We start from the raw sequence: 21,639 nt of genomic DNA on the forward strand, positions 1-21,639 counted from the left end.
TAATGTACTTGTTAAGTAGAATAGTACGTGGCCTCTATACAGCGACTTCTGTTGTTACCCTAAAATTTTGTGATGATTTCGTGATAAATAAAAAATCTGAATGAGCTCGGTTTACAAGCTGAGCAGCTCCCGGAGCCGGATTGCCTGCCTCCTGGAGACCTCTACTTCTTCTCCTTCTGTGAGTTCTAATTTTAGCCTTCCGTTAAACCACGGTTCTACATTTTTTATGTAATTCAGATTGATAATTTCCTGTCTGTTGGCTCTAAAAAAAGTTTTTGTGCTCAGTTTTTCTTCAAGTTGGTTGAGCGATTTTAGTATCATCGGCTTGTTCTTTTCGAAATGTACTCTGGAGTAGTTGCCGCAAACCTCAAACATCCGAACATCGCCCACGCGCACTATCCAGCATTTCTCTCCGTCTTTTATAAAGATTCGACTGTCTTCGCCAAGTTCCTCACCACTATCTTTCTTTTGTGACGGTGGCTCATTTTCTACGCATTTCTTAATTGCCTTTTTTAGTCTTTCGGGATTGATAGGCTTGAGAAGGTAATCCAGAGCGTTGTATTCAAAGCTTTTGATGGCGTATTCATCGTAGGCTGTGGTGAAGATTACCTTTGGTAGTTCATCCAGCTCTTCGAGCATCTCAAAGCCATTTTTTCCGGGCATGTTGATGTCGAGAAATATAAGTTCAGGTTCGAATTCAGCTATTTTCTCGATGCCTTCCTCAGCGTTGGCGGCTTCTGCTACAACCTCTACTTCGGGAATTTCACTGAGTAGATTTTTGAGCTCGCTTCTCGCAAGTCGAGAGTCTTCTATGATAATGCTTTTCATAAGTCGAGTTGGTTTTTAGGAATTTTAATATTGGCAATCACTTCGCCATTGCTCTCGTACAAAGTGAAATTAGCATTCTTTCCATAAAGCAAAGTGAGGCGTTCGCGTATATTTTTGAGTCCGATATTTTGATTTTGGCCATCTGCCAGCTTTCTTCTTTTCAGGGTTCCCGTGTTGGACACTTCGATCGTGAGATGATCTTGTTCGGTGTAAACTTTTACTGCAATTTCCCCACCTTCAGGAATTTGTGAGATGCCGTGTTTAATGCTGTTTTCAACCAGCATTTGAATGAGCATAGGCGGAATCTTGTAGTTGATGCACTGTGGATCGACATCGAAAGTGTGCTTTAGTCTTTGATCGAACTGAATGCTGTTGAGTGCGATGAAATTTCGGGTGATTTCAAGCTCATCGCCAATGGTTACAGTTTTGGTTTTGCCATAGGCCAGCGAATAGCGCAAAAGTTCTGACAATCTGGTGAGCATCTCGCGCGATTTATGAACGTCCTCGAGCATGAGCGCTCTAATGTTGTTCAACGCATTGAACATAAAATGCGGATTGATCTGAGATTTGAGGACTCTCAGTTGAGCGTCTTTGTAGGCGGTTTCCAGCTTGTATTTTTCAACTCGCATGCGCTGCGACTGATTGAATAAATTGACACTAAAATAGATGACCGACCACAAAACGATAACCAAAGTTGAGCTCACCAGATTTGAAATAGCCAGGCTCCAGGTGAAATTGATTTCGGCACCTAAAAAAGAAGTGATGTAGTAAGCCCCGAGAAAAGTCGCAGTCCAAATGGTGGCAACAATAAGGCTGGCCACAAGCATCGGAAAAATAACTTTTATCATGGGAAGTTCTCGCCAACCTTTTCTGTGGATGAAATATCTGTAGAGCGTGGTCCAGCCGAAACCTCCGGCAAACACCGATATGCTCACCACGTAGGTCGCCCAGTTGTTGCCGAGAGACTGAAGGTTTAAGAAAAAGACAAAAACAGCAAACAAGACCCACCCGATGGCTTGAAGAATCCAGAAGTATTTGCTTTTTATCATGCGCTAAGGAAAAGTTGATCGATTCAAAAATGGGGAATCGCGGTTGAATTTTAGAATCGCTCGTGAATCCAGTTGGTCATCAGTTCTAAAACGGATTCGTTGATTGTTTCTTCGATCTTACCATACTCACTGACTCTGCCAGTGGCAGATCTTTGGAAAAGATGGTTGAGTCCGTGGATTTTCATTGTTGTGATATCTTCATTGCCGGCTTCTTCAAGGGCGTCTTCAATGGCGTTTAGGTTTGTCTCAGCTTCTACCTGCAAGTCGTTGGTGCCATTGATTGCCAACACGGGAATGTCTTCGATTTGACGCCAACTTTGAGCTGGATCGTAGTTGATGAAATAGTGCATCCATGGCGTTCCGTACTGTGATAAGGTCTGGTTCTTCAGACTTTCTACATCCGGGATTTCCTGATCGCTCTGCGCGATGATACTGTCCAGAGCAGTTCGGACACGTTCTCTGGCATCCTCGTAATCTTCGGCTTTTTCAATTGCACTAATGATTTGCTCCTGCTCCTGGAGCGATGCTTCCACAGCAGACTCGGGAGTGCCTTCTGCCAGGGCAATAGCTGTGATTTGGGTTCTGAGCACCTGACCACCACTCACTCCGGTTCCGGCCAAAGAGATCACGAAATTCACTTTTTCACTCTTTGCTGCAGCTATGGCCGCCACCAGCCCGCCTTCGCTGTGGCCGGCCAAACCAATAGCTTTCGGGTCTATCTTTTTTGTCTTCTTGAGAAATTCTACTGCAGCCAGGGCATCATCAGCAAATTCCCTGGAAGTAGCGCCTTCAAAGTCACCTTCCGATTCGGCAATGCCGCGATCGTCATAACGAAGTACGGCAATGCCATTTTGAGCAAAATGGTCTGCTATCACTAGAAACGGCTTATGGCCAAGAATCTCCTCGTTTCTGTCTTGTGGACCGCTACCAGAAATCAAAACCACCGCGGGAAAAGGCCCCTTGCCTTGAGGAATTGTCAGCGTTCCGGCCAGGTTTATTTGGGCTTTGGCATTTTCGAAAGTTATTTCCCGAACTTCATAATCAAAAGGAGGTTTGGGTTCCTGTGGGCGTATTTTCTCTTCTTTCTCAACCGGTTTTGGTGAAAGTTCTACAGGGAATTTTCTTCCCATCTGGTTGATTGTCCCAATAATCATCTCATCCTCCGCAGTGCGTTCACCTTTGAAAACAAGCCCGATTTGGTCAATTTCAATCGTAATTTGATTGTTGTCGACAAAAGCGGTGTCGGCAGGAATTCCAAAGGCACTTTGGTCGGGGCTGTCCATCTTAGCTGAGTAGCCGGTTTCTGTAGAATCGATGTGAAATGAAATTCTCAGAGTGGCTGCGCCCAGGTCGGCTTTGCCATGCCAGCTACCTACAAAACTTTGGGCCTGAATGCCAATAGCACCAATGAGCAAGCTGAAAATGAGTAGTAGTTTTTTCATGATCTGTCGGTTTGAGTTATGTCAAATGTCTCAAAAAACTCGACCTGATGTCCGTAAATGTGCTTAATGGATTAAAAATATGGAGAGTGGCGTGAAGAGATTTGTTGAGAAAATTTCGGATTGTGACAAAAACGAGACTGATGGTTTGAGCGATCCGATTATTTTTGGAAATTCAGTTGATTCGAATTTACGGGTAACATAAAATTGTAAATCACCGATAAAGGGATAGCGAAAAATTGATCTTGAGTCTTTCAAATAGCAACAAAGGTGAGTTCTCGAAACTCACTGCCAGCGACTACCGCGAAGTGTTTGACGAATACTACGATGCAATTCGAAATTTCCTTTATTTCAAAACCTACGATGAAGGTGTGGCTGAAGACATTGCTCAGGATACTTTTGTGAAACTGTGGGAGAATCGGGCGAAAATTGATCGAACTACGATTAAATCCTATCTTTATACTATTGCGAACAACCTCGCCATTAACAGCTTAAAGCGTCAGCAGCTGAGATACAAGTTCGAAAACAGCACTTCGAGAAAAGTCGAAAGTCAGTCACCGGAATTCATTGCAGAGATGAAAGAGTACGAGGAAAAGGTAAACCTCGTGATTTCTGAAATGACCGAAGGCAGTCGAGAAGTTTTTTTGATGAACAGGATCGAAGGGCTGAAGTACAAAGAGATAGCAGAGCGAATTGGTATCAGTGTGAAGGCCGTGGAAAAACGGATGAGCAAAGCATTGCAGGTTGTCCGCGATCGACTCGGAGTCAACATTTGAGGGAAATGTACTTATTATACCATGATACTAACTCAACTGCGGATTGTTGTTTTAAGCGCCTTTCTGGCCCTGTGCTTTTTGAGAGTGCATTCTCAGAGCGACACCATTCTTGTTTCAGTTGAGTTTGAAAATACAAGTCTTCACCAGGCCCTCGATCAATTATCGGAAAAGTACACCATCGATTTTGCCTACGACATCAACTTGCTCAAAACACTGGAAGCTTCCGGCAACTTCGAGAATAAAAAACTGAGCGAAGTATTAAAAGTCTTGCTCGGTGCTTACGATTTAAATTACGAGCAGATCGGATCAACTATCGTAATCTACAACCCAGACCAACCTCCCGGAGGGGGAAAGAAACCCAGCCGATTTGATGTAACCATTACCGGGAAAGTCACAGATGTGTCGAGCGGAGAGCGGCTGCCCTACGCTTCGATTAGAGTTGTAGGAACCAACAAGCTCGGCTTTGCCAATCAGGATGGCTACTTCACAATTTTCAACCTGCCCAACGACACGGCTTTGCTCAGAGTTACCTACATCGGCTACAAGCCCTCACTGCTCAGGGTCACTCCCAACACCGACTTGAAATCGGTCCACATCGAAATGGAATCTCAAAGTGACGTGCTACCAAGTGCAGAGGTTTATGGCGAGCAGATAAAAGCCATGGAGATAAACCGCGAAATCAGTACGCAGTCGATAAATCCGGCAAAAATTAGCCGTGTTCCAAATTTGGGTGAGGCTGACATTTACAAGGCAGTTCAGTTGCTTCCCGGAGTGAATAGCACAGCAGAAAATTCTGGGGGTTTGAACATTAGAGGTGGGCAGTCTGACGAGAATCTTATCCTCTACGATGGTTTCACTATTTATCACCAGGATCACTTTTATGGAATTTACAGTGCCTTTAATCCGATGAGTATCAAAAACATCAGGGTTTACAAAGGAGCCTACGATGTGAAATACGGTGGGCGAAGCTCGGGCGTGCTCGAAATCGAAGGTAGAGACGGCAACATCAAAAAACCTTCGGTGAAGGTGGGGCTCAATTTGATCAGTACGAATTTCATGGTTGAATCGCCAGTGGTTAAAGAGAAGCTGTCGGTGATGGTGGCGGGAAGGAGAGCCTACACCGATGTGCTGCAAAGTGAAACCTACAAATCCCTTTTCAATAATCTTTACAACTCAAATATTACTCCGCCCGATCAACAGTCGGTGGATGTTTTCAACTCCGAAGGTTCTCCTGACTTCTCTTTTTACGACCTCACTGCAAAACTGAGTTGGAAGCCCACCGAAAAAGATCACGTAACTCTTTCTATGTACAGTGGACTGGACCAGTTGCAGCTGGCCTACGAAGAAGAGCTCACAGAAACTTTCTCGATTCGATTTAACGACCAGAGCGAATGGGGAAATACTGGTGTGGGAGCTTCCTGGTCGCGAAAATGGAATGAAAAATATTACTCAAAATTTATTGCTGGGTTCTCCAGCTATAAAAATGATCTCACAGCCACAGACATTTACCTGCGCGAAAACGGAACGGAAGTAGACACCAACTTCTACAGCCACGAAAACGACTTTAGGGATGTGTCGCTGCAGTGGAACAATGAGTATTCTCTACCTAATCACGATTTGTCTTTTGGAGCAAACTTGATCTACAACGACCTCGATTACACCTTTGGAACAGAGTTAAATACAGATACAATTCAGGACGAAGGAATGCAGGCTTCCATCTATCTGCAGGACAAATGGGAGATTTCCGAAAAGACGACTTTCAGACCTGGCGTGCGGCTGACTTACTATGACGTAACCGATGATTTACTTTTTGAACCGCGAGCAGCTTTTTATCAGGAGGTTCATGAAAAGGTGCGTTTGAAAGCCGCATTTGGGGTTCACTATCAAGTTGTCAAAAGGATATTGCGACAGGATATTTACCTGAACACGCCAGACTTGTGGCGTCTGTCAAACAACAACACAATCCCAATTTCTCTCTCCAATCATTTTATCACTGGAGCAACTTGGGACCTGGGCAAGTTCGCAATCGATGCAGAACTCTACTACAAAACGATTTTCGGAACTGAGCAAGAGCTGCCCTATGTAGACTCGGGTATCAATGCCGGGCAAAATTTTGTTTTCGGAGAAGGGGAAGTTTTTGGGCTCGATCTCCTGATTCAAAAGAAAACCGGTAGATACACCGGTTGGATTGCCTATACCTTGAGCAAAGCCCAAAATAGGTTTAACGAGCTGGCTGACGAAAACTTTATCCCCTCTTCAATCGATCAACTTCACGAACTGAAATGGGTGAACTTCTACAACTGGCGAAAGTGGGAGTTCTCCGGGGTTTTCACGATTGCTACCGGGAGGCCGTACACACCTCTGCTCGGTACTTACGATCTCGGAACTCCGAACGATGCCATTGCCAATTTTGTAGTTTTTGGAGAGGTGAACAGTGCCCGTCTGCCTTCGTTCCACCGACTGGATGTTTCGGTTGCTTACAATTTTGAGATAGGAAAGGGAAGGGCAAAAGCGGGCGCAACAGTATATAATGTGTACGACAGAATAAATGTGAAGGGCAAAAGGTACTTTGCTGTGCCGGATCCCGACAATGAATTGAGCTTTACTGCAGGAGAAAGAGATGTGCCCACACTGGGAATCACGCCTTCTGTCTTCCTAAATTTTGAATTTTAAATGATGAAAAAAGCTTTTCTAATAGCTCTACTATTTATTGGTCTTTTGGGTTGCGAAAGGGATCCCGATATCCACGAACAGTGGGAGAAGGTGATTGCCGTTGAGGCCATGCTCACTGTAGGTCAGGAAGTGCATGACATCCGACTGAAACACCTCGAAAATGGAGACTTCTCTGCGGAGGCCATCCCAATCTCAGATGCTCATGTTTTGCTCTCGACACCGGACAGCACATATGCGCTCAACTACAATTCTCAAACTGAATCTTACCAAAAAGAGGGTCTTCTGGTAGAGGCTTCCACAACTTATCATCTCAAAATTGAATACCGCGATCAGATTCTGGAATCCACTACAACGACCCCACCGGAGCTTCAACTACAAACCAGTTCGGAACCATTTTATGACATAGATCCCGATGCTCCAGACACTACCGTGATGAAGGTGTGGTGGAACAGTATTCCTTCGAGCCACTACATTTTGCATTTAAGATCGCTAGAGGAAGACCCCGAGCCAATTTTCTTTCAGGAAGATTATCCGGGGTTCAACGAGCTGCATTTCGAACCCACCACGGACAATTCATTCGCAATGAAAGTTTCGGAGCTGGAGTACTACGGTTGGCATCAACTCGATGTGGTAGCGGTAAACGAGAAGTACACCGCAATTTACGATTACAATACCCAGGGAGATCAAAATATCCTGGAGCAAGGGCCCAGCAACATCGAAAACGGCTATGGCTTTTTCACAGGTGTGTCATGTAGTCATCTTAAATTCTACGTTATGCAATGATTTGCAGGTAGGGACAAATGACTAAATCTTGTACCTTTTGCGAGTGCGAGATAATTTTCTTCAAAAATTTTCAATTTGAAGATGGGGTTATCTCAAACGAGTGTGTAAGAGCAAGACTTTTCGAAACTGAATTGAAAAACAAAACCAGCCTGCGTGCTGAGAAAAAACTTTAGAGTGGACAAATTCAATGAAATCATAAGCAATTGGGAGGTTCCCAGAGCTCAAAGCAAAGAGCAAGCCTGGGAAGAGCTGCAGCAAAAAGTGAACCTGCAAGAAAGTGCTGATGAAAAGAAAGTGATCCCGATTTGGAAAAAACTGGCAGTGCCGGTTGCCGCAGCAGCATCTATTGCTCTCCTATTGTGGTTTGTTTTAATGCCAAATGCAGAGATGGTCAATCACGTAACTCTTGCTGGTGACCATTCAGAAATAGAGCTGCCTGACGGTTCGAAGGTAATTTTGAATGCATCCTCTACACTCGAGTACGACAAAGCGAGCTGGAACGAAAACCGTGAGCTGACCATTACTGGAGAAGCATTTTTTGAAGTTCAAAATGGCTCCAAATTCACGGTGAAAACTGAGAGTGGAAATGTCAGTGTATTGGGGACCAGCTTCAATGTGTTCAATCGAAACGATATTTTGGAAGTGGCCTGCTTCACTGGAAAAGTTCAGGTAGATTGTTCAGCCGGAAGTAAGACCATAGAACCTGGTCAGTGTGCTGTTTCAGATGCTGTGAAAATGCATTTGACGGATTTCAATCCAGCTCAAAAAGATTGGAGAACCGGACACTACTCATACGATGGTGCCCCTCTCGGTAGAGTTCTAAATGAAGTTGCTCTACAATACAACTTGGATATTAAATACGATGATAAAGTTGATCGTCAATTCTACGGATCATTCCGAGTGAGTGACGACAACAGCAAAGAAATTCTTTCAATTATTTGCAAAGCCATGTCTCTTGACTATGACTTTGTGAATGCGCAAACTGTTGTTATTACAGAGAAGTAGTCAGTTAAAATCTGTTAAGGATAAATTGGCAAGCAACAAAGTGAAAGAATGTGAGTTTATTAAGGAGAAGTTTTCACAACGAAGATTGGAAAGCTTTTACTGGGAAGAATGAAGTGAAGTTGTAATTTTGTCGCGGAAGTAATTTACCAAAGAAGTAACCCGTTCTGGGTTACATGATAAATAGTATAGTTAGTTTTAGTTAAGGTTTAGAGCAGTCCTGGGAAACGTCCCGGGACTGTTTTTTTGTGGTAGGCTGAGTTAGGTCAAAAGCACATCACTACTTTTGCACCATGAGTTCTCCTAAAGACCTGCGCATAGAAGATTTTACCTACGAGTTGCCCGAAGAGCGGATTGCAACTTTTCCTCTCGAGAAGAGAGATGACGCCAAGCTGCTCGTGTACAAAAACGGTGAGCCAGGAGCGGATAATTTCTCAAACCTTCACCAGCATCTTCCCAAAGGCACACAGCTCGTGATCAACGATACGCGGGTGGTCAACGCAAGACTGATTTTCAAAAAGGAAACCGGTGGCAAGGTAGAAGTGTTTTGCCTCAACCCCGACCCCAGCGAGGGCGATGTGAGCAATGCATTTGAAAAGCGCGGAAGCGTGAGATGGGAAGCACTCGTTGGTGGAGCTAAAAAGTGGAAATCAGGGCCGCTTGTGCTAAAAGGTGAAACGAGCGAAGGAGAAATTGAAATGCAGGCTGAAAAAGTGGAAAACCGCGAAGGTCGGTTTGTACTGGATTTCTCCTGGGCACCGGAGAATCTTTCGTTTGCAGAAGTTCTCTCGAAACTTGGCAACCTTCCGCTGCCTCCTTACCTCAAGAGAGAAGCAGAGAAAGCAGACCTCGAACGATATCAAACGGTGTTCGCCAATCGAGAAGGATCTGTGGCTGCGCCAACCGCTAGCTTGCATTTTACACCTGAGGTGTTTGAGCAGCTCGACCAAAAAAGAATCCAGCGCCAGGTTTTCACACTCCACGTTGGTGCGGGCACGTTTAAGCCAGTGTCTGCCGAGAAAATGGCCGATCACGAAATGCACTACGAGCATTTTGAGGTCAGTAAAACTTTTCTGGAAAATGTGCTTAAAAATGTCCACAATCCGATTGTTACCGTGGGAACGACTTCGCTGCGAACGTTGGAGAGCCTTTACTGGCTTGCCGCGAAAATAGAAAGCTGTAATCTCAAACCAGGAGAGTTAGTGGTCAATCAGTGGGATCCTTACGAGCTCGATGCTGAGCTGAGTGTGAAAAGATGCCTGGAGATCCTAATCGATTTCTGTAGTAAACATCAGGTTGATGTACTTCTCGGGAAGACTCAGCTGCTCATTGCACCGGGCTACTCATTCAAATTTGCCAATGGACTCATCACAAATTTTCACCAACCAAACAGCACTTTGCTTTTGCTTGTGGCTGCCTTTGTGGGAGAAGATTGGAAGAAGATCTACGACTTCGCTCTCTCAAACGAATTTCGATTCTTGAGCTACGGTGACGGTTCGCTCTTATGGAGAAAATGAAAGAGCCGTAGATCCTGAAACGAGTTCAGGATGACTACGGCTTTTCTGAAGATTATTAGATCAGTCTCTTAGTACTGATACGTTCTGTTTTCGATTTCAACAGCTTCTTTCATTCCATTGAAAACACGCATAGCGCTTGAAGAAAGGCCTCTGTTGAGCTGTTCTTTTTCACTTGCGTAAGTTTCCTTTTCAGCTGGCTGCGATGGCTCATTAGTTGGAGCAATCACGTAAATTCCAGCTTCACCAACGATTGGGTAAGACATTTTGCCTTTCTCAATGGCAAATGCCATCCCGATCACTTTCGGTTCGTTGTTGCCACCACCAGGAATGTTGTTTCTATTCATGTTGATGCTGGTGGCCGTTTTCACGGTTTCGTTCACGTTGTCGGCAACCTCCTGAAGATTTGCTCCTTCGACCATTTTCTCTTCATAAAGCTCTGCTTTCTTCTCCTTGATCACTTCGGCTCTCATCTCTTCTTGCACATTTTCGAATGGAGGTACTCCTTCTTCCTTGATCTTCGTCAAAACTGCCAGGATGTAGCTGTCATCAATGGCGATTGGGTTTGAAACCGCACCTTTTTTCTCAGCGTTGAACGCCCATGAAACAACAGGGCCAGCGTTCGAAAGACCACCTGGCAGGTTGTTTTGCTTTGGTCCGATGTCTTCTGCTGTTCTCAAGTTGTAACCGAGCGTGTCGGCTGCGTTTCTGAAATCTTCAGGAGAGTTGTACAGCAAAGAGAATTCGTTGGCTTCTTTGAAAGCCTCTTTCATTGTTTTCCCCGATGGAGAAATTGGTCTAGAGATTTCAGCGAGGCTCACTTCTTCTTCTGTTCTCTTGTCGTCAACCATGATGAGGTGAACGCCAAACTGCGTTTCGGCAATTCCCATTTTACCAACTTCGGTATTGAAAGCCACTTCCTGGAATGGAGCTACCATTCGTCCTTCACCGAACCATCCGAGATCACCACCTTTTTGTGCCGAACCATCTTCGGAGTACTGTCTCGCCATATCGGCAAAGTTGTCGTCTTTTTTGATAACCTTTTCAAGGCTGTCGATGCGTGATCTTAGCTCTTCCATGTCTTTGCCTGGGCCAGACTTAAGAAGGATATGACTTGCTTTTACTTCCGTTACTTCACCGCTTTCAAGCACTTTTGCGATTTTGTAGTTGCCATTTTCGATAAATGGTCCCACAACGGTTCCCACGCTTGCATTCATAATGAGAGAATCTTGCGCTCCTGTGATGTCGCCCTGACGGTATTTTCTCGGAGTAAATCGGTTGACTCTGCTGTTGTTTACTACATAAAGTGAATCGTCTTCAGCTTCAGAAAATTCGCTTTTCATATCCGCGAGCTCTTTGCGAATAGCAGCACTGTCTTCTGCCGTTGGAGTTACCTCAAAAGTGATGTAATCGAAACTGCGGGTGTTTTCCTGCTTGTACTTGTCTTCGTTCTTGTGAGCGTTGTAGTATTTTCTTACATCGCTTTCTTCAACGGTGACTACTGAGTCTGGAATGGCGTTAAATCGCTTCAAAACAAAATCGAAAGAGACCGTTTTGTTTTGCATCACGTAGTTGTTCTTCGCTTCCAGAGAGTTGGCGTAAAGGCCTTTATTCACAAGCTCGTTGAACTTTTCGCGCTTTCTGTTTTGGATGATGAATTCCTTGTAGCCTTCCCAGGTAGCTCTTCTACCTTGATACATCTGAGCAAACATTTGGCGTTGCTGTTGAATTTTTTGCGGGTTAGGCTGATTCTGGTAAAAAGTTCTGCTTACGTAAGGCGAGATATTTTCACCGAAGCGAATGTCGTCAAACTCTTCTTTTGTTACCTGAAGTCCGAGGTCTTCGAAGTTATCTGAGAGCAATCTACGCTCTACAAGGTCGTTCCAGGTGTCGTTTGCCAAAGCATCATTGTTGCTCTGGTAAGAGAAAAGGTCTCCTCTTTTTTGAGATTGACGCTGAAATTCCATCGCTGAAACTTCTTCACCGGCAATAGAGCCAAAAGATTGCGTTGCACGTGTTTGGCCAAGAAGGGCCAGCACAGCGTCATAAGGGATGAGAAAGCCGAGCATTCCCAAACCGATCATAATGAAAAGCAGTTTTCTTCTCTTCCTGATTTTATCGATCATCGCCATTTTCCGAAAGCTTTAAAAATTAAGGTTGCGAATATACAATTGTAAAATGATTTTTGAAAGGCCTTGATTCGCATTGAGTCAGTGCATTACGCAAAGAGTTTGGATAAAGTTTTTGCTATTGTCAAAGTGTCTCAACCTCAACCAGTTCAATACGTGTTTCACTTACTTTCTTCACCGTGAGCTTAAGGTCTTCTACTTCAATGATGTGTCCTTCGTCAGGAATATCTTCGTGGTGATGAATGATAAATCCGGCCAGAGTGTCGTAGTCCCCTTCCTCATCAATGTTGAGGTCGTAGTGCTCGTTGAGATAGTCAATTTCGATTCTACCTGAAAAAAGGTAGTGGTCTTCACCAATCTCTTTTTCGATAATGTCTTCTTTGTCGTGCTCATCTTCAATTTCTCCAAAGATTTCCTCTACAACATCCTCGATAGTGACGATCCCTGAAGTTCCGCCAAATTCGTCTACAACCACGGCCAGGTTGCGATTTTGCTTGATCAGCAGCTCCAACACCTCATTGGCTTGCATCGGCTCCGGTACGATGCTCACAGGGAGCAGAATGTTTTTGATTTGTTCCGGTCGCTTAAAAAGCTCGTTGCAGTGCACGTAGCCAATGATGTTGTCGATGTTGCCGCGATAGATCAAAATTTTGGAGAGGCCGTGCTCGATGAATTTCTTGGTGACTACTTCAATCGATTCGTTGAACTCTACAGCGATCAACTCATTTCTCGGGATGAGGCAATCGCGGGCTTTTACTTTGGAAAAATCGAGGGCATTTTGGAAAATCTGAATTTCGTGATCAATGTCGTCTTCCGGTTTGAGCTTCTCGCTGATTTCCTTGATGTAGTGGTCGAGGTCGATTTTTCCGAACTCCACGTTTTCGGTATTGGTGTCGGCTTTCAAAAATACTTTTAAAAACAGGTTTGAAAGTCCGGTGATGAACCAGGCGGGCAGCCATAAAATGATGTAGACCAACAAGAGTGGAAGCGCAAAAATATTGAGCCAGCGATTGGGGTCTGATCGGAAGATGACTTTTGGAAAAAACTCGGCTGTCAATAAGATGACCAGAGTGGAGATTAGTGTCTGAATGAGTAGGGTGAGCGTGGGGTAATCAGCGTGTTTCGCATCGGTCACTCCAAAGATGGCTGTGAGAATGAGCGATCCGGCAAAAATCCCATAAACCACCAAAGCAATATTGTTGCCCACGAGCATGGCACCGATAAAGCGCTTCTGATCTTGCTGAAATTTGGAAAGGATTTTAGAGGTAAAAACACCCTGCTTGCTGTCTAGCTCAATTTTCAACTTATTGGCCGACACAAAGGCGATTTCCATTCCTGAGAAAAATGCTGAAAAGAGCAGCGAGATTAAAATAAACAGGATCGGTTCTGAGTAATCCATTCAATGTGATGTGCTTGAGTAGAGCAAATTTAAGGAGAATTAGGCGATGCGCAACGATTGTTACTCTTCTCCGTTTTCGCGCCTTTGACGAGCTTCCATGCGCTTGCGAATAAACCTGCGGAAAAAATACATAGCCAGCGCTATGAAAGGAATGAGTAGAAAATCCTGAATAGCAACAAATCCCATTTCCGATCTGAAGTATTCGAAGGTCAGCCAAACCACTGATCCAGCAAAGAGCAGCAGCCAAACAATCTCCATTATCCTGTGTAAGTTATTCATCTTCTTTTTCTTTTTCGTCTTTTTCGAGCGACTCTTCGTCTACGTAAATATCACCGCTCATTCCTATAAGTTCATAATTTTCGAACTTCTCATCTGCTATCAATCCGTCTTCCCCGTAGATCACTCCATCTTCGTTGGTGATTTTCACAAGCTGATCGGTGTAGATCATGGCGCTGTCCTGGTCCCAGGTGAGCACTTCTGTGTTAAGTTGGTCGCCATCCTTGTTGATCAGCTCAACATTGTTTCTGGCTACCATCATTCTTTTATTCGGCTCAAAAACCCCGTCAACAGCAGTGAGTTCAGCAGCAAAGTTACCTAGCGAGTCGTAGATGAAAACCTGAAAACCTTCACTCACGACTATTCTTCGATCTTCTCCACCGTACCTGTCCAGTCTGGAGGCGATCAGTCTGTTTTTCAACTGCCCATCTTCGGTATAGTCGTAAGTGGCGTTGAAAGAAGTTTGAAGAGGCTGTTCAGCCAGATCGGCCAGGCTGTTTATCTCCTCAATCTCATTGGTGCATGAAAAAAAAAGCATTCCTCCGACAATGAAAGCCAGAGGAATGCTCAAGTATTTTAATTCGTTTTTGATCATGGGCGAGCCCTGATGGTTGTGGTTTCATTCCATGGGCAAGTTACATCAAAGCTGCTACCTTCGGTCAGACTGTAAACAAAAATGTCTTGCTTAGAAGGAAACTGGCTTCTGGCGGAGGCCATTTTTTGATTGGCTTTTTCAGCAACTGAAGGGTCGATTGACTTCGCTCTTTGGTAGTAGTCGTAAGCCAACCAGTAAACTGCTCTTGAACCAAGCTTGCCGTCATCGCAGCGATCGCTCGCACCTGTAATGGCGTCACCAATCACGAGGTAAGCTTCACCGCTTTTAGCATCGATTTCCAACACCTGATTTGCATACTGCTTTGCAGTAGAAGTTCTTTTGAGTGCCGAAGCTACCTGAGCCGCCTTGAGGAGGTAGGTTTTCTTTTCAACACACTTTCCAGCGCACAGCTCAACGGCTTGTTCGAGATATTCAAGACCTTTTGAGAGCTCGCGCTTTTTCACGTACCCAATTCCAACTCCATAAGCTGAAGGCGCAGTAGGGTTTTCAGCGTGAACAGCTTCTGCAATTTCGAGGTAAAAGTCACTCTCAGTGCAATCTTTTTGATTCATAAGTCTGAGGACTTTTTCTTTAAGTTCCATGTTGTCAGGCTCTGCAGCAACATTTTTCTCCAAAACAGGGACCATATTTTCGCAATCAGAAACGATGGTGAAAACCTGATCGAGGTTACCCATTGCGCTTTCGTAAGCAGCTTTGGCTCTTTCGCTTTCTGCCTCGTTCATGTTGTTGTTAGCGATTTCCTGAAGCACGATGTACTCCGTCAAAAGCTCCTGGTTGTATTTATCTCTTTCTTCACCTTCAGCGTCTTTGTAAAGGTTGTAGAGGTTTACGTAGTAGTAAGAGATCACGCTGGCATTGGCGTCATCGCCCAGGCATTCGATGGCATCTCTCAGGAGTTCGTAAGCCTCCTTGTCTGTGCCAGGAATGTTACGAGCCATGTCAATCGCCTTGTATGCTCTTAGCTCACATCCTTTTTTGGGCTCTTCCGGATCGTTTCCGTACTCCTCAATTCGTTGGTCATAAACCCAAATCAAAGAATCCTGCAGGGCTTTTTTGCGCTCGTCAGAAATCTCTGTTTCCAAAATATCACGGATGAATTTTGCACCATCAGAAAACATGCGCTCACTGGCAGTTGCCGGACAAGTATTTACGGCTTTTTGCCATCCGTTGTAGGCGTCTTTCAAATTGTCCTGGTCCCTAAAACTGCGGTAAACGCTAAGGGCTTCTTTACATTCAATTTGTTGTTCTTCTGTTTCACCGTATTTGTTGCCGTCTTGTGCCGTGGCTACAAATGTGAAGAGGAGCATAAAACTCAGTAAACTGATTATCTGGGTTTTCATTTTATATTGATTTTTTAAAGTTGATTCTTTAGTTCGGTTTGAGCTCTATGGGTTTACTTGTATCTGCGTTGTCTGAACCAGCGGTTTCTAAAATCGGGGTTTAGTGTAAATCCAATAAAGGCTCTAATAAATTCTTCTTCTATTAAATTGTTTTCTGTTGATCCTCTTTTTCCAACTTCCATGCCTAAATGAAATTTGCTCATGGACCTCGAATTCTTCAAAGGCCAGGATAGACCGGTGGAAACAGCCATCTCAGTTAGTTGTTCGCCATTGATATTCAAATAGGTATCGCTAATTCTAAAGCCGAGTCTGTAGCTCCCGAGCTCGTGGAAAGAAAGGTTGAAATCAGTAAAGTTTTCATTAGGCTGATACTGAAAGCCGACAGAAATTTGACGTGCATCTCTCAGCAAATCGCTGTTGATGCTTGGCAGTTCAGTTTCGAAAGTGGACCAGCTCTGCTGCTGATAATCGACTGCGAAAAGGAAAGCACGCTTTTTAACAGAATATTTAAATGCCACTCCAGCGCTGATTTTTTCAGGAAACCTCAGAGAACCGTCAGAAAACTCGGTAAAATTGGCCGTGTCAACTGTGATTGGTCTGCTTCCTATGAATTGAAAAGATTCGTAAAGGTACTCACCGGAGGCGCTAGTCTGACTCTCTATGTCGTAGCTCGCTCCAACTTGCATCGTAAGGTTTTTCACCCTGCGTTCTCCTTTAAACTTTTTGAAGATGTTGGTAGAGTAGTAGATGCCGAAATTAGCACCAGGTCCGCGAATGGAAGTCGAACTATTAATCTGGCTATTGAGAAAATCGGTGTCGTTGAACACAACTTGTTGTGTGTTTTGGATCGTTCCGAAATAGTAGTTCAGATTGGCACCAAAGTAAACCCGGTGTGGAGTAGAAGTGATGGTGTCCAATGGGTTGTTCAACGAATCTCTTGTGATTTTAGTTTGACTGAACTTAAAGCCCTTGCTAAAGCCCAGATAAGCCTTGCTAATGCCGCCATCGCCAACAAATGTCCTGGTGAAATCCCCAGTCTCTTGAGTGTTGTCATCGAGCGCCAGGTTGTAGCTTGTGGAGCTAAAGGGTGAAATTCCGAAAGCCAGTCCCCAGTCGTTTCTCAAGGGAAAACCAAAACTGATGTTGTTTATCGAGCCGGAAGTAGCCGTTTGAGACTGATCTGCGGAGCTCACTTGCAAAACATTTAACCTACCGGAAAACTGGAATGCCGGCCCAACGAGCATCGAGTAAGTTGCAGGGTTTTGTTGGTTCACCACCCAGGGATTAGCAAGAGGAGTAGTTACGCCTCCCATGCTGTAGTTGACAACTTCTCCCTGATCGTGAAGATTGCCGATGCCAAACCTCGAGTATGGTGAGTAGGTAAGTTGTGCCTGAGCTGTGTAGGCGCAAATGAATAAAATAAGCAGCGCGGCTGCCTTAATTAATGTTGTATAGAAGTATTTCATTTAAGCCTTTGAGGGTTAAATCAGAGTCTGCAAAAATGTTACTTTTTAACTCCTTTTCAAAATAGGTCATGTCACCGCCTGTAAGGGCTACTTTTAGCTTCGAATGGTCGCTTAAAAAAGCATTTATAAAACCTTCGATTTCATGTTTTAGGCCAAAAAATGCTCCGCTTTGCAAACTTTCTAAAGTTGACTTTCCGGTCAACCGCGAAGCCGTTGGTTCACTGACCAACGGCAAACGTGCAGTGAAATTATTCATTGCCCGATAGCGCATTTTCAACCCAGGGCTGATGGCTCCGCCTTGATATTCTCCACTGGAGTTCACCAGGTCGTAGGTCACACAAGTTCCAAGATCAATGGCGAGCGAATCGCTATCAGGAAACATTTTGTAAACAGCCACAGCATTCGCTACACGGTCGAGTCCGAGGGTTTCAGGGGTTTTGTAATTGAGGGAAATTGGCAGTGGAGTTTGATGGTCGAAAGCAACACTGTGGAGGGCCAGGTTTTTTAGCGTTTCATCTTCTCCAGAGGCTGAGTAAATAGCCTCTTTGATCTGATATTTTTCAACGACTTTCTTCAGTTCACCGACAAAATCATTTTCAAGGCGACCTTTTTCGATCAAATCTCGCGATTCAAAAACTGCCCATTTCACAAAAGAATTTCCTCTGTCGATCGCGAGTGTTTTCATTAGTTCCAGCTTGTAGTGTTCATCAGGTGAACCACGTCTTTTCTAATGAATTCGAGAGAAGGTGCCAGCGAATCGGCATTGGGAACGCGGCTGAAGTACAGGGCCCCGCGCAAAAAGTGATCGGTGCTGTCGGTCATGTAAAACTGAAGCGGAGATGCTACGTTGCCTTTAAGGTCGTAGATGATTCCATGAACATCGGCAGTGTCGTTGTGAACTACCGTCCGTTTTATTCCCGAAGACTTGATGTTGTGCTGATAGGCAAAGTTGTAGGCATCGTCCATGTAGTCGGCAAGGTTGTTCTCTACCGGCAGGTAAGTGAAGTGCAACTTGGCGTTGATACTCGGAATAACCAGATTAAACCAACAGCTGTCGTTGCCAGTGGCTGATCGAGATTTTTCCACGTAGGAATAAGCCGGACGATCAAAAGAAAAATCGCAGTTGGATTTATACTTTTCGTATGACTTTTCAGGGTGATCGATTCGAAAGTAGCCGCGAGGTTTTGGTACCGGATCGCTCGAGCAGGAGGCTAATCCCAGGACTATCAGCGCTATTATCAATACTCTAATCTTCATTGGCTTCTCTGGCCTTTTCTTCATTTATCGTGAGCTTCACTCGCTTGACTTTTCGCTTGTCAGAGGCATCCACGGTGAACGTAAACTCACGGAAAGTTATTTTTTCTCCCTTCAATGGAATCTTTCCGGCTTGCTCGATAACAAACCCTGCGAGCGTGTCGGACTCACCTTTGGCAGCTTCGAGAGGCGCGCCATCGATATCCAAAATTCTGTAGATGTCGATAAGCTGAGTTTTGCCCTCGAAGATGTAATTGTGCTCATCGAGCTTTGAATATTTTAGGTCTTCGCTGTCGAACTCATCGGTGATTTCACCTACAATCTCTTCTATCACATCCTCCAACGTCACCAGTCCCGAGGTTCCACCATATTCATCCACCACAATTGCCATGTGGATTTTCTTCTCCTGAAACTCTTTCAATTGATCATCAATCTTTTTGTTCTCAGGAATGAAGTAGGGGCTCCGTAGTACCCCTTGCCAGTTGAATGTTTTTCGGTGCAGGTGTGGCAAAAGATCTTTTACATAAAGCACGCCTGCAATCTCATCGAGGTTTTGTCTGTAAACCGGGATTCTGGAGAATCCTGCGTCTATGATGATTTCCACCAGTTCCTGAAAGGACGTTTCAAGCGAAACAGCCAACACATCCATCCGCGATGTCATGATTTGCTTGACATCGATATTTCCGAAATTGACAATCCCCTCAAGTATTTTTTGCTCTTCGTGAGACCTCTGTTCATCATGGGTGAGCTCCAGGGCATGGCCTAATTCATCGACCGAAAAGCTTGAATTTCCTTTTCCCAGCTTCTTCTGGACAAACGAGGTGCTTGCAATCATCGGCTTGCTCAACCAGGCAAATATTTTTTCGCAAAAACTCAGCGGCTTTGCCATGAATTTGGCGAGCTGAACATTGTTGCTCGTGGCGTATACTTTTGGAATAACCTCCCCAAAAAGAACGATGAAAAATGTAACAAGTCCTACCTGGAAAATCAGATTTATGGCACTTGCGGAAATTTCAAATCCAAGCACAATAGTAGTGGCGTCAGATTCGGCCCTCAAAAACGGCATGAGGTAAGTAGAAAGCAGAATGATCCCGATGTTTACGAAGTTGTTGACAATTAGGATGGTGGCTAGAAGGAGTTGTGGGCCATATTCTTTGTCAGGCTCTTCCAGCAACTTTAGGACTGCATCCCCTCGCTCATCTCCATCGGACTTTAGTGACTCTCTGCTAGAAGGGGAGAGAGAGAAAAACGCCACCTCAGATCCGGACACCAGTGCACTGCAAATGAGCAGGATCAACATGGATATGGCCGGTAGTAGAAAATCCGCAGTGAGATACGGAGATTGAAGTAAAATGGATAAGACCGGGTCGCTACTGGAAGGGTCCAAATGCTTTCAGGTTGGTTCTACAATTTTTTAGCGGAGCTCTGGCTCCAATCTAAAACGGAAGATCGTCTTCCTCGCTGCTTTCGTTGAGTGGTGTTGACTCTGGTTTTGGCGGAGTTTTGGCCGATTCTTGCTGGTTGGATCCACCGGCACCCTGGCTTTCTCCTTTTGGAGTGAGCATGGTCATGTTGTCGCCTACAATGTCCACAGCATATCGCTTCTCGCCTTTTTCGTCTTCCCAGGTGCGGCTTCTGATTTTTCCTTCGATAAAAACCTTGTCTCCTTTGTGGAGGTATTTTTCAGCTACCTCTGCCAGACCTCTCCAAAGAGTGATGTTGTGCCACTCAGTAATTTCTCTTCGCTCGTTGGTTTTACGATCGTTGTATGTTTCTGTAGTGGCAATCGGGAAACTACAAACAGTAGCGCCAGATTCTAGCTTTCTCACTTCTGGGTCTTTCCCGAGGTTTCCGATTAAGATGACTTTGTTTACTCCAGACATAGGGCTCAATAGTTTTTAGAATTTGCAAATATAAGGTCTTTATCTGGCTGAAATTACTTAAAAAACTCCCGCAATCAAAACAATGTAAATCAGAACAATTCGGGGTGATCGTTCACAAAGTTTTCGATGAGTCGGGGGATGGCAAATTCATCCAGTTTGCTCTTGTGAACGCGAATGAGTTTCTCGCTGGCGTCCTCTTGGGGCTGTGAATTCACAACGTAAAATCTAGCATGTATTTTTCGGTGGCTCAGCACGTGGGTGTACTCCCGTTCCACCGGAATAGGATTTGAAGAGTCCTTTACCCGTCCATATTTTTCATTGGATTCCTTCACCAGCCATTGCTGTTCTTTTTCTACTTCAGATTCAATGAGTGGAAAGTCGTGCAGGTTCTTCCAAATTCCATTTCCACTTCTCTTTCTCAGCCAAATATGATCGTCCTCCGAAAAGACGAGGTAGTTGAAAAAAACGTGCTTCACTTTCTGTTTTTTGCTCTTTTGGGGTAGGGCTGCCACTTGATTTGTGCGATGAGCGATACAAACTTTGTTAAATGGACAGCTATCGCAATCCGGGTTTTTAGGAGTGCAGTGGGTTGCGCCAAACTCCATCATGGCCTGATTGTGCTCACCGGGGTCGTCATTATCAATCACCTCATCAGCCTTTTGTTGAAATAGCTTTTTCCCGGCAGTGCTGTCTATTGGAGTGAACTCCCCATAGATACGTGCGAGTACCCGGTAGACATTCCCATCCACAACCGCTTTGGCTTCACCAAAACAGAATGAAGCAATGGCCGCTGCTGTGTAAGGTCCAACGCCTTTTAGTTTTAACAAGTCTTTGTAACTGTTCGGAAACTGACTGTTATAATTGTTGACAACCATCTTTGACGTAGCATGCAAATTGCGGGCTCTTGAATAATAGCCCAGGCCCTGCCACAGCTTCAAGACCTGATCCTCTGTCGATTGTGCGAGATCGTTCACTGTGGGAAAATGATCCACGAATTTTTCGTAGTAGCTCATTCCCTGGTCTACCCTCGTTTGCTGAAGGATAATTTCGGAGAGCCAAACTTTGTAAGGGTCGGACGTATTACGCCAGGGTAAATCGCGTTTATGTCTTCTGTACCATTGAATTAGAGCTCGGGAAAAGTCCATGTGATTTGTAATGAGTTAGGGCTGAAATGGTTGAACAAGTAATTTTGCAAAGGTAGAATTTAGTATT

General features: G+C 44.6%; 19 protein-coding genes. 5 read left to right on the top strand and 14 right to left on the bottom strand.

Annotation, left to right across the window (positions count from 1 at the left end; genetic code table 11):
- Positions 1-111: 111 nt before the first annotated feature.
- From ABHV44_RS02305 to ABHV44_RS02315, 3 genes are read right to left on the bottom strand one after another with little or no spacing between them, the layout of a single operon-like run.
- Positions 112-828, bottom strand: coding sequence for a LytR/AlgR family response regulator transcription factor (locus tag ABHV44_RS02305; RefSeq protein ID WP_459073028.1), 717 nt, complete (start codon positions 826-828; stop codon positions 112-114).
- Positions 825-1,877, bottom strand: a complete 1,053-nt coding sequence (locus ABHV44_RS02310; protein ID WP_459073029.1) for a sensor histidine kinase — start codon at positions 1,875-1,877, stop codon at positions 825-827. Before ABHV44_RS02310 ends, ABHV44_RS02305 begins: the two co-directional genes overlap by 4 nt.
- Positions 1,878-1,927: 50 nt before the next feature.
- The gene (locus ABHV44_RS02315; RefSeq protein ID WP_459073030.1) at positions 1,928-3,319 is read right to left on the bottom strand and encodes an alpha/beta hydrolase; all 1,392 of its coding nucleotides are present in this window, start codon (positions 3,317-3,319) and stop codon (positions 1,928-1,930) included.
- A 242-nt stretch (positions 3,320-3,561) separates the two neighbouring features.
- On the opposite strand from ABHV44_RS02315, the gene ABHV44_RS02320 reads away from it, so the two are divergent.
- The 5 genes from ABHV44_RS02320 (at position 3,562) to ABHV44_RS02340 (ending at position 10,067) form a co-directional block, all read left to right on the top strand.
- The gene (locus ABHV44_RS02320; RefSeq protein ID WP_459073031.1) at positions 3,562-4,092 is read left to right on the top strand and encodes an RNA polymerase sigma factor; all 531 of its coding nucleotides are present in this window, start codon (positions 3,562-3,564) and stop codon (positions 4,090-4,092) included.
- A gap of 21 nt (positions 4,093-4,113) precedes the next feature.
- Positions 4,114-6,765, top strand: coding sequence for a carboxypeptidase-like regulatory domain-containing protein (locus ABHV44_RS02325; RefSeq protein WP_459073032.1), 2,652 nt, complete (start codon positions 4,114-4,116; stop codon positions 6,763-6,765).
- Complete coding sequence (locus ABHV44_RS02330; protein WP_459073033.1) at positions 6,766-7,548, top strand: DUF4249 family protein; 783 nt, start codon at positions 6,766-6,768, stop codon at positions 7,546-7,548.
- Between the two features lie 153 nt (positions 7,549-7,701).
- Positions 7,702-8,553, top strand: a complete 852-nt coding sequence (locus ABHV44_RS02335) for a FecR family protein (protein ID WP_459073034.1) — start codon at positions 7,702-7,704, stop codon at positions 8,551-8,553.
- A gap of 290 nt (positions 8,554-8,843) precedes the next feature.
- A complete protein-coding gene (locus ABHV44_RS02340) occupies positions 8,844-10,067 on the top strand; it encodes an S-adenosylmethionine:tRNA ribosyltransferase-isomerase (RefSeq protein ID WP_459073035.1) in 1,224 nt (407 codons plus the stop codon).
- Positions 10,068-10,135: 68 nt separating this feature from the next.
- Here the strand turns inward: ABHV44_RS02340 and ABHV44_RS02345 are convergent, their stop codons facing one another.
- From ABHV44_RS02345 to mutY, 11 genes are all read right to left on the bottom strand, one after another.
- Entirely contained in the window at positions 10,136-12,196 is a 2,061-nt protein-coding gene (locus tag ABHV44_RS02345; RefSeq protein ID WP_459073036.1) for a peptidylprolyl isomerase, read from the bottom strand.
- Positions 12,197-12,317: 121 nt separating this feature from the next.
- Positions 12,318-13,592 carry a hemolysin family protein gene (locus ABHV44_RS02350; protein WP_459073037.1) on the bottom strand — a complete coding sequence of 425 codons (1,275 nt, stop codon included), beginning with the start codon at positions 13,590-13,592 and terminating at the stop codon, positions 12,318-12,320.
- Between the two features lie 60 nt (positions 13,593-13,652).
- A complete protein-coding gene (locus ABHV44_RS02355; protein ID WP_459073038.1) occupies positions 13,653-13,871 on the bottom strand; it encodes a hypothetical protein in 219 nt (72 codons plus the stop codon).
- Positions 13,864-14,463, bottom strand: a complete 600-nt coding sequence (gene lptC, locus ABHV44_RS02360) for an LPS export ABC transporter periplasmic protein LptC (protein WP_459073039.1) — start codon at positions 14,461-14,463, stop codon at positions 13,864-13,866. Before lptC ends, ABHV44_RS02355 begins: the two co-directional genes overlap by 8 nt.
- Positions 14,460-15,824 (bottom strand): tetratricopeptide repeat protein, encoded by a 1,365-nt coding sequence (locus ABHV44_RS02365; RefSeq protein ID WP_459073040.1) that lies wholly within the window; start codon positions 15,822-15,824, stop codon positions 14,460-14,462. The genes lptC and ABHV44_RS02365 overlap by 4 nt, the downstream gene beginning before the upstream one ends.
- A 53-nt stretch (positions 15,825-15,877) precedes the next feature.
- The gene (locus ABHV44_RS02370; protein ID WP_459073041.1) at positions 15,878-17,290 is read right to left on the bottom strand and encodes a hypothetical protein; all 1,413 of its coding nucleotides are present in this window, start codon (positions 17,288-17,290) and stop codon (positions 15,878-15,880) included.
- A complete protein-coding gene (locus ABHV44_RS02375) occupies positions 17,262-17,975 on the bottom strand; it encodes a type III pantothenate kinase (RefSeq protein WP_459073042.1) in 714 nt (237 codons plus the stop codon). Before ABHV44_RS02375 ends, ABHV44_RS02370 begins: the two co-directional genes overlap by 29 nt.
- Positions 17,975-18,547: a gliding motility lipoprotein GldD gene (gene gldD / locus ABHV44_RS02380; protein ID WP_459073043.1), complete on the bottom strand. Its 573-nt coding sequence runs from the start codon at positions 18,545-18,547 to the stop codon at positions 17,975-17,977. The genes ABHV44_RS02375 and gldD overlap by 1 nt, the downstream gene beginning before the upstream one ends.
- Positions 18,537-19,931, bottom strand: coding sequence for a gliding motility-associated protein GldE (gldE, locus tag ABHV44_RS02385; protein ID WP_459073044.1), 1,395 nt, complete (start codon positions 19,929-19,931; stop codon positions 18,537-18,539). Before gldE ends, gldD begins: the two co-directional genes overlap by 11 nt.
- 49 nt (positions 19,932-19,980) lie before the next feature.
- Positions 19,981-20,427: a single-stranded DNA-binding protein gene (locus ABHV44_RS02390; protein ID WP_459073045.1), complete on the bottom strand. Its 447-nt coding sequence runs from the start codon at positions 20,425-20,427 to the stop codon at positions 19,981-19,983.
- Positions 20,428-20,516: 89 nt separating this feature from the next.
- The gene (mutY, locus tag ABHV44_RS02395; RefSeq protein WP_459073046.1) at positions 20,517-21,572 is read right to left on the bottom strand and encodes an A/G-specific adenine glycosylase; all 1,056 of its coding nucleotides are present in this window, start codon (positions 21,570-21,572) and stop codon (positions 20,517-20,519) included.
- Positions 21,573-21,639 lie beyond the last annotated feature (67 nt).

This window comes from Halocola ammonii (assembly GCF_049334165.1).
Taxonomy (GTDB): domain Bacteria; phylum Bacteroidota; class Bacteroidia; order Flavobacteriales_D; family Sanyastnellaceae; genus JBEGHD01.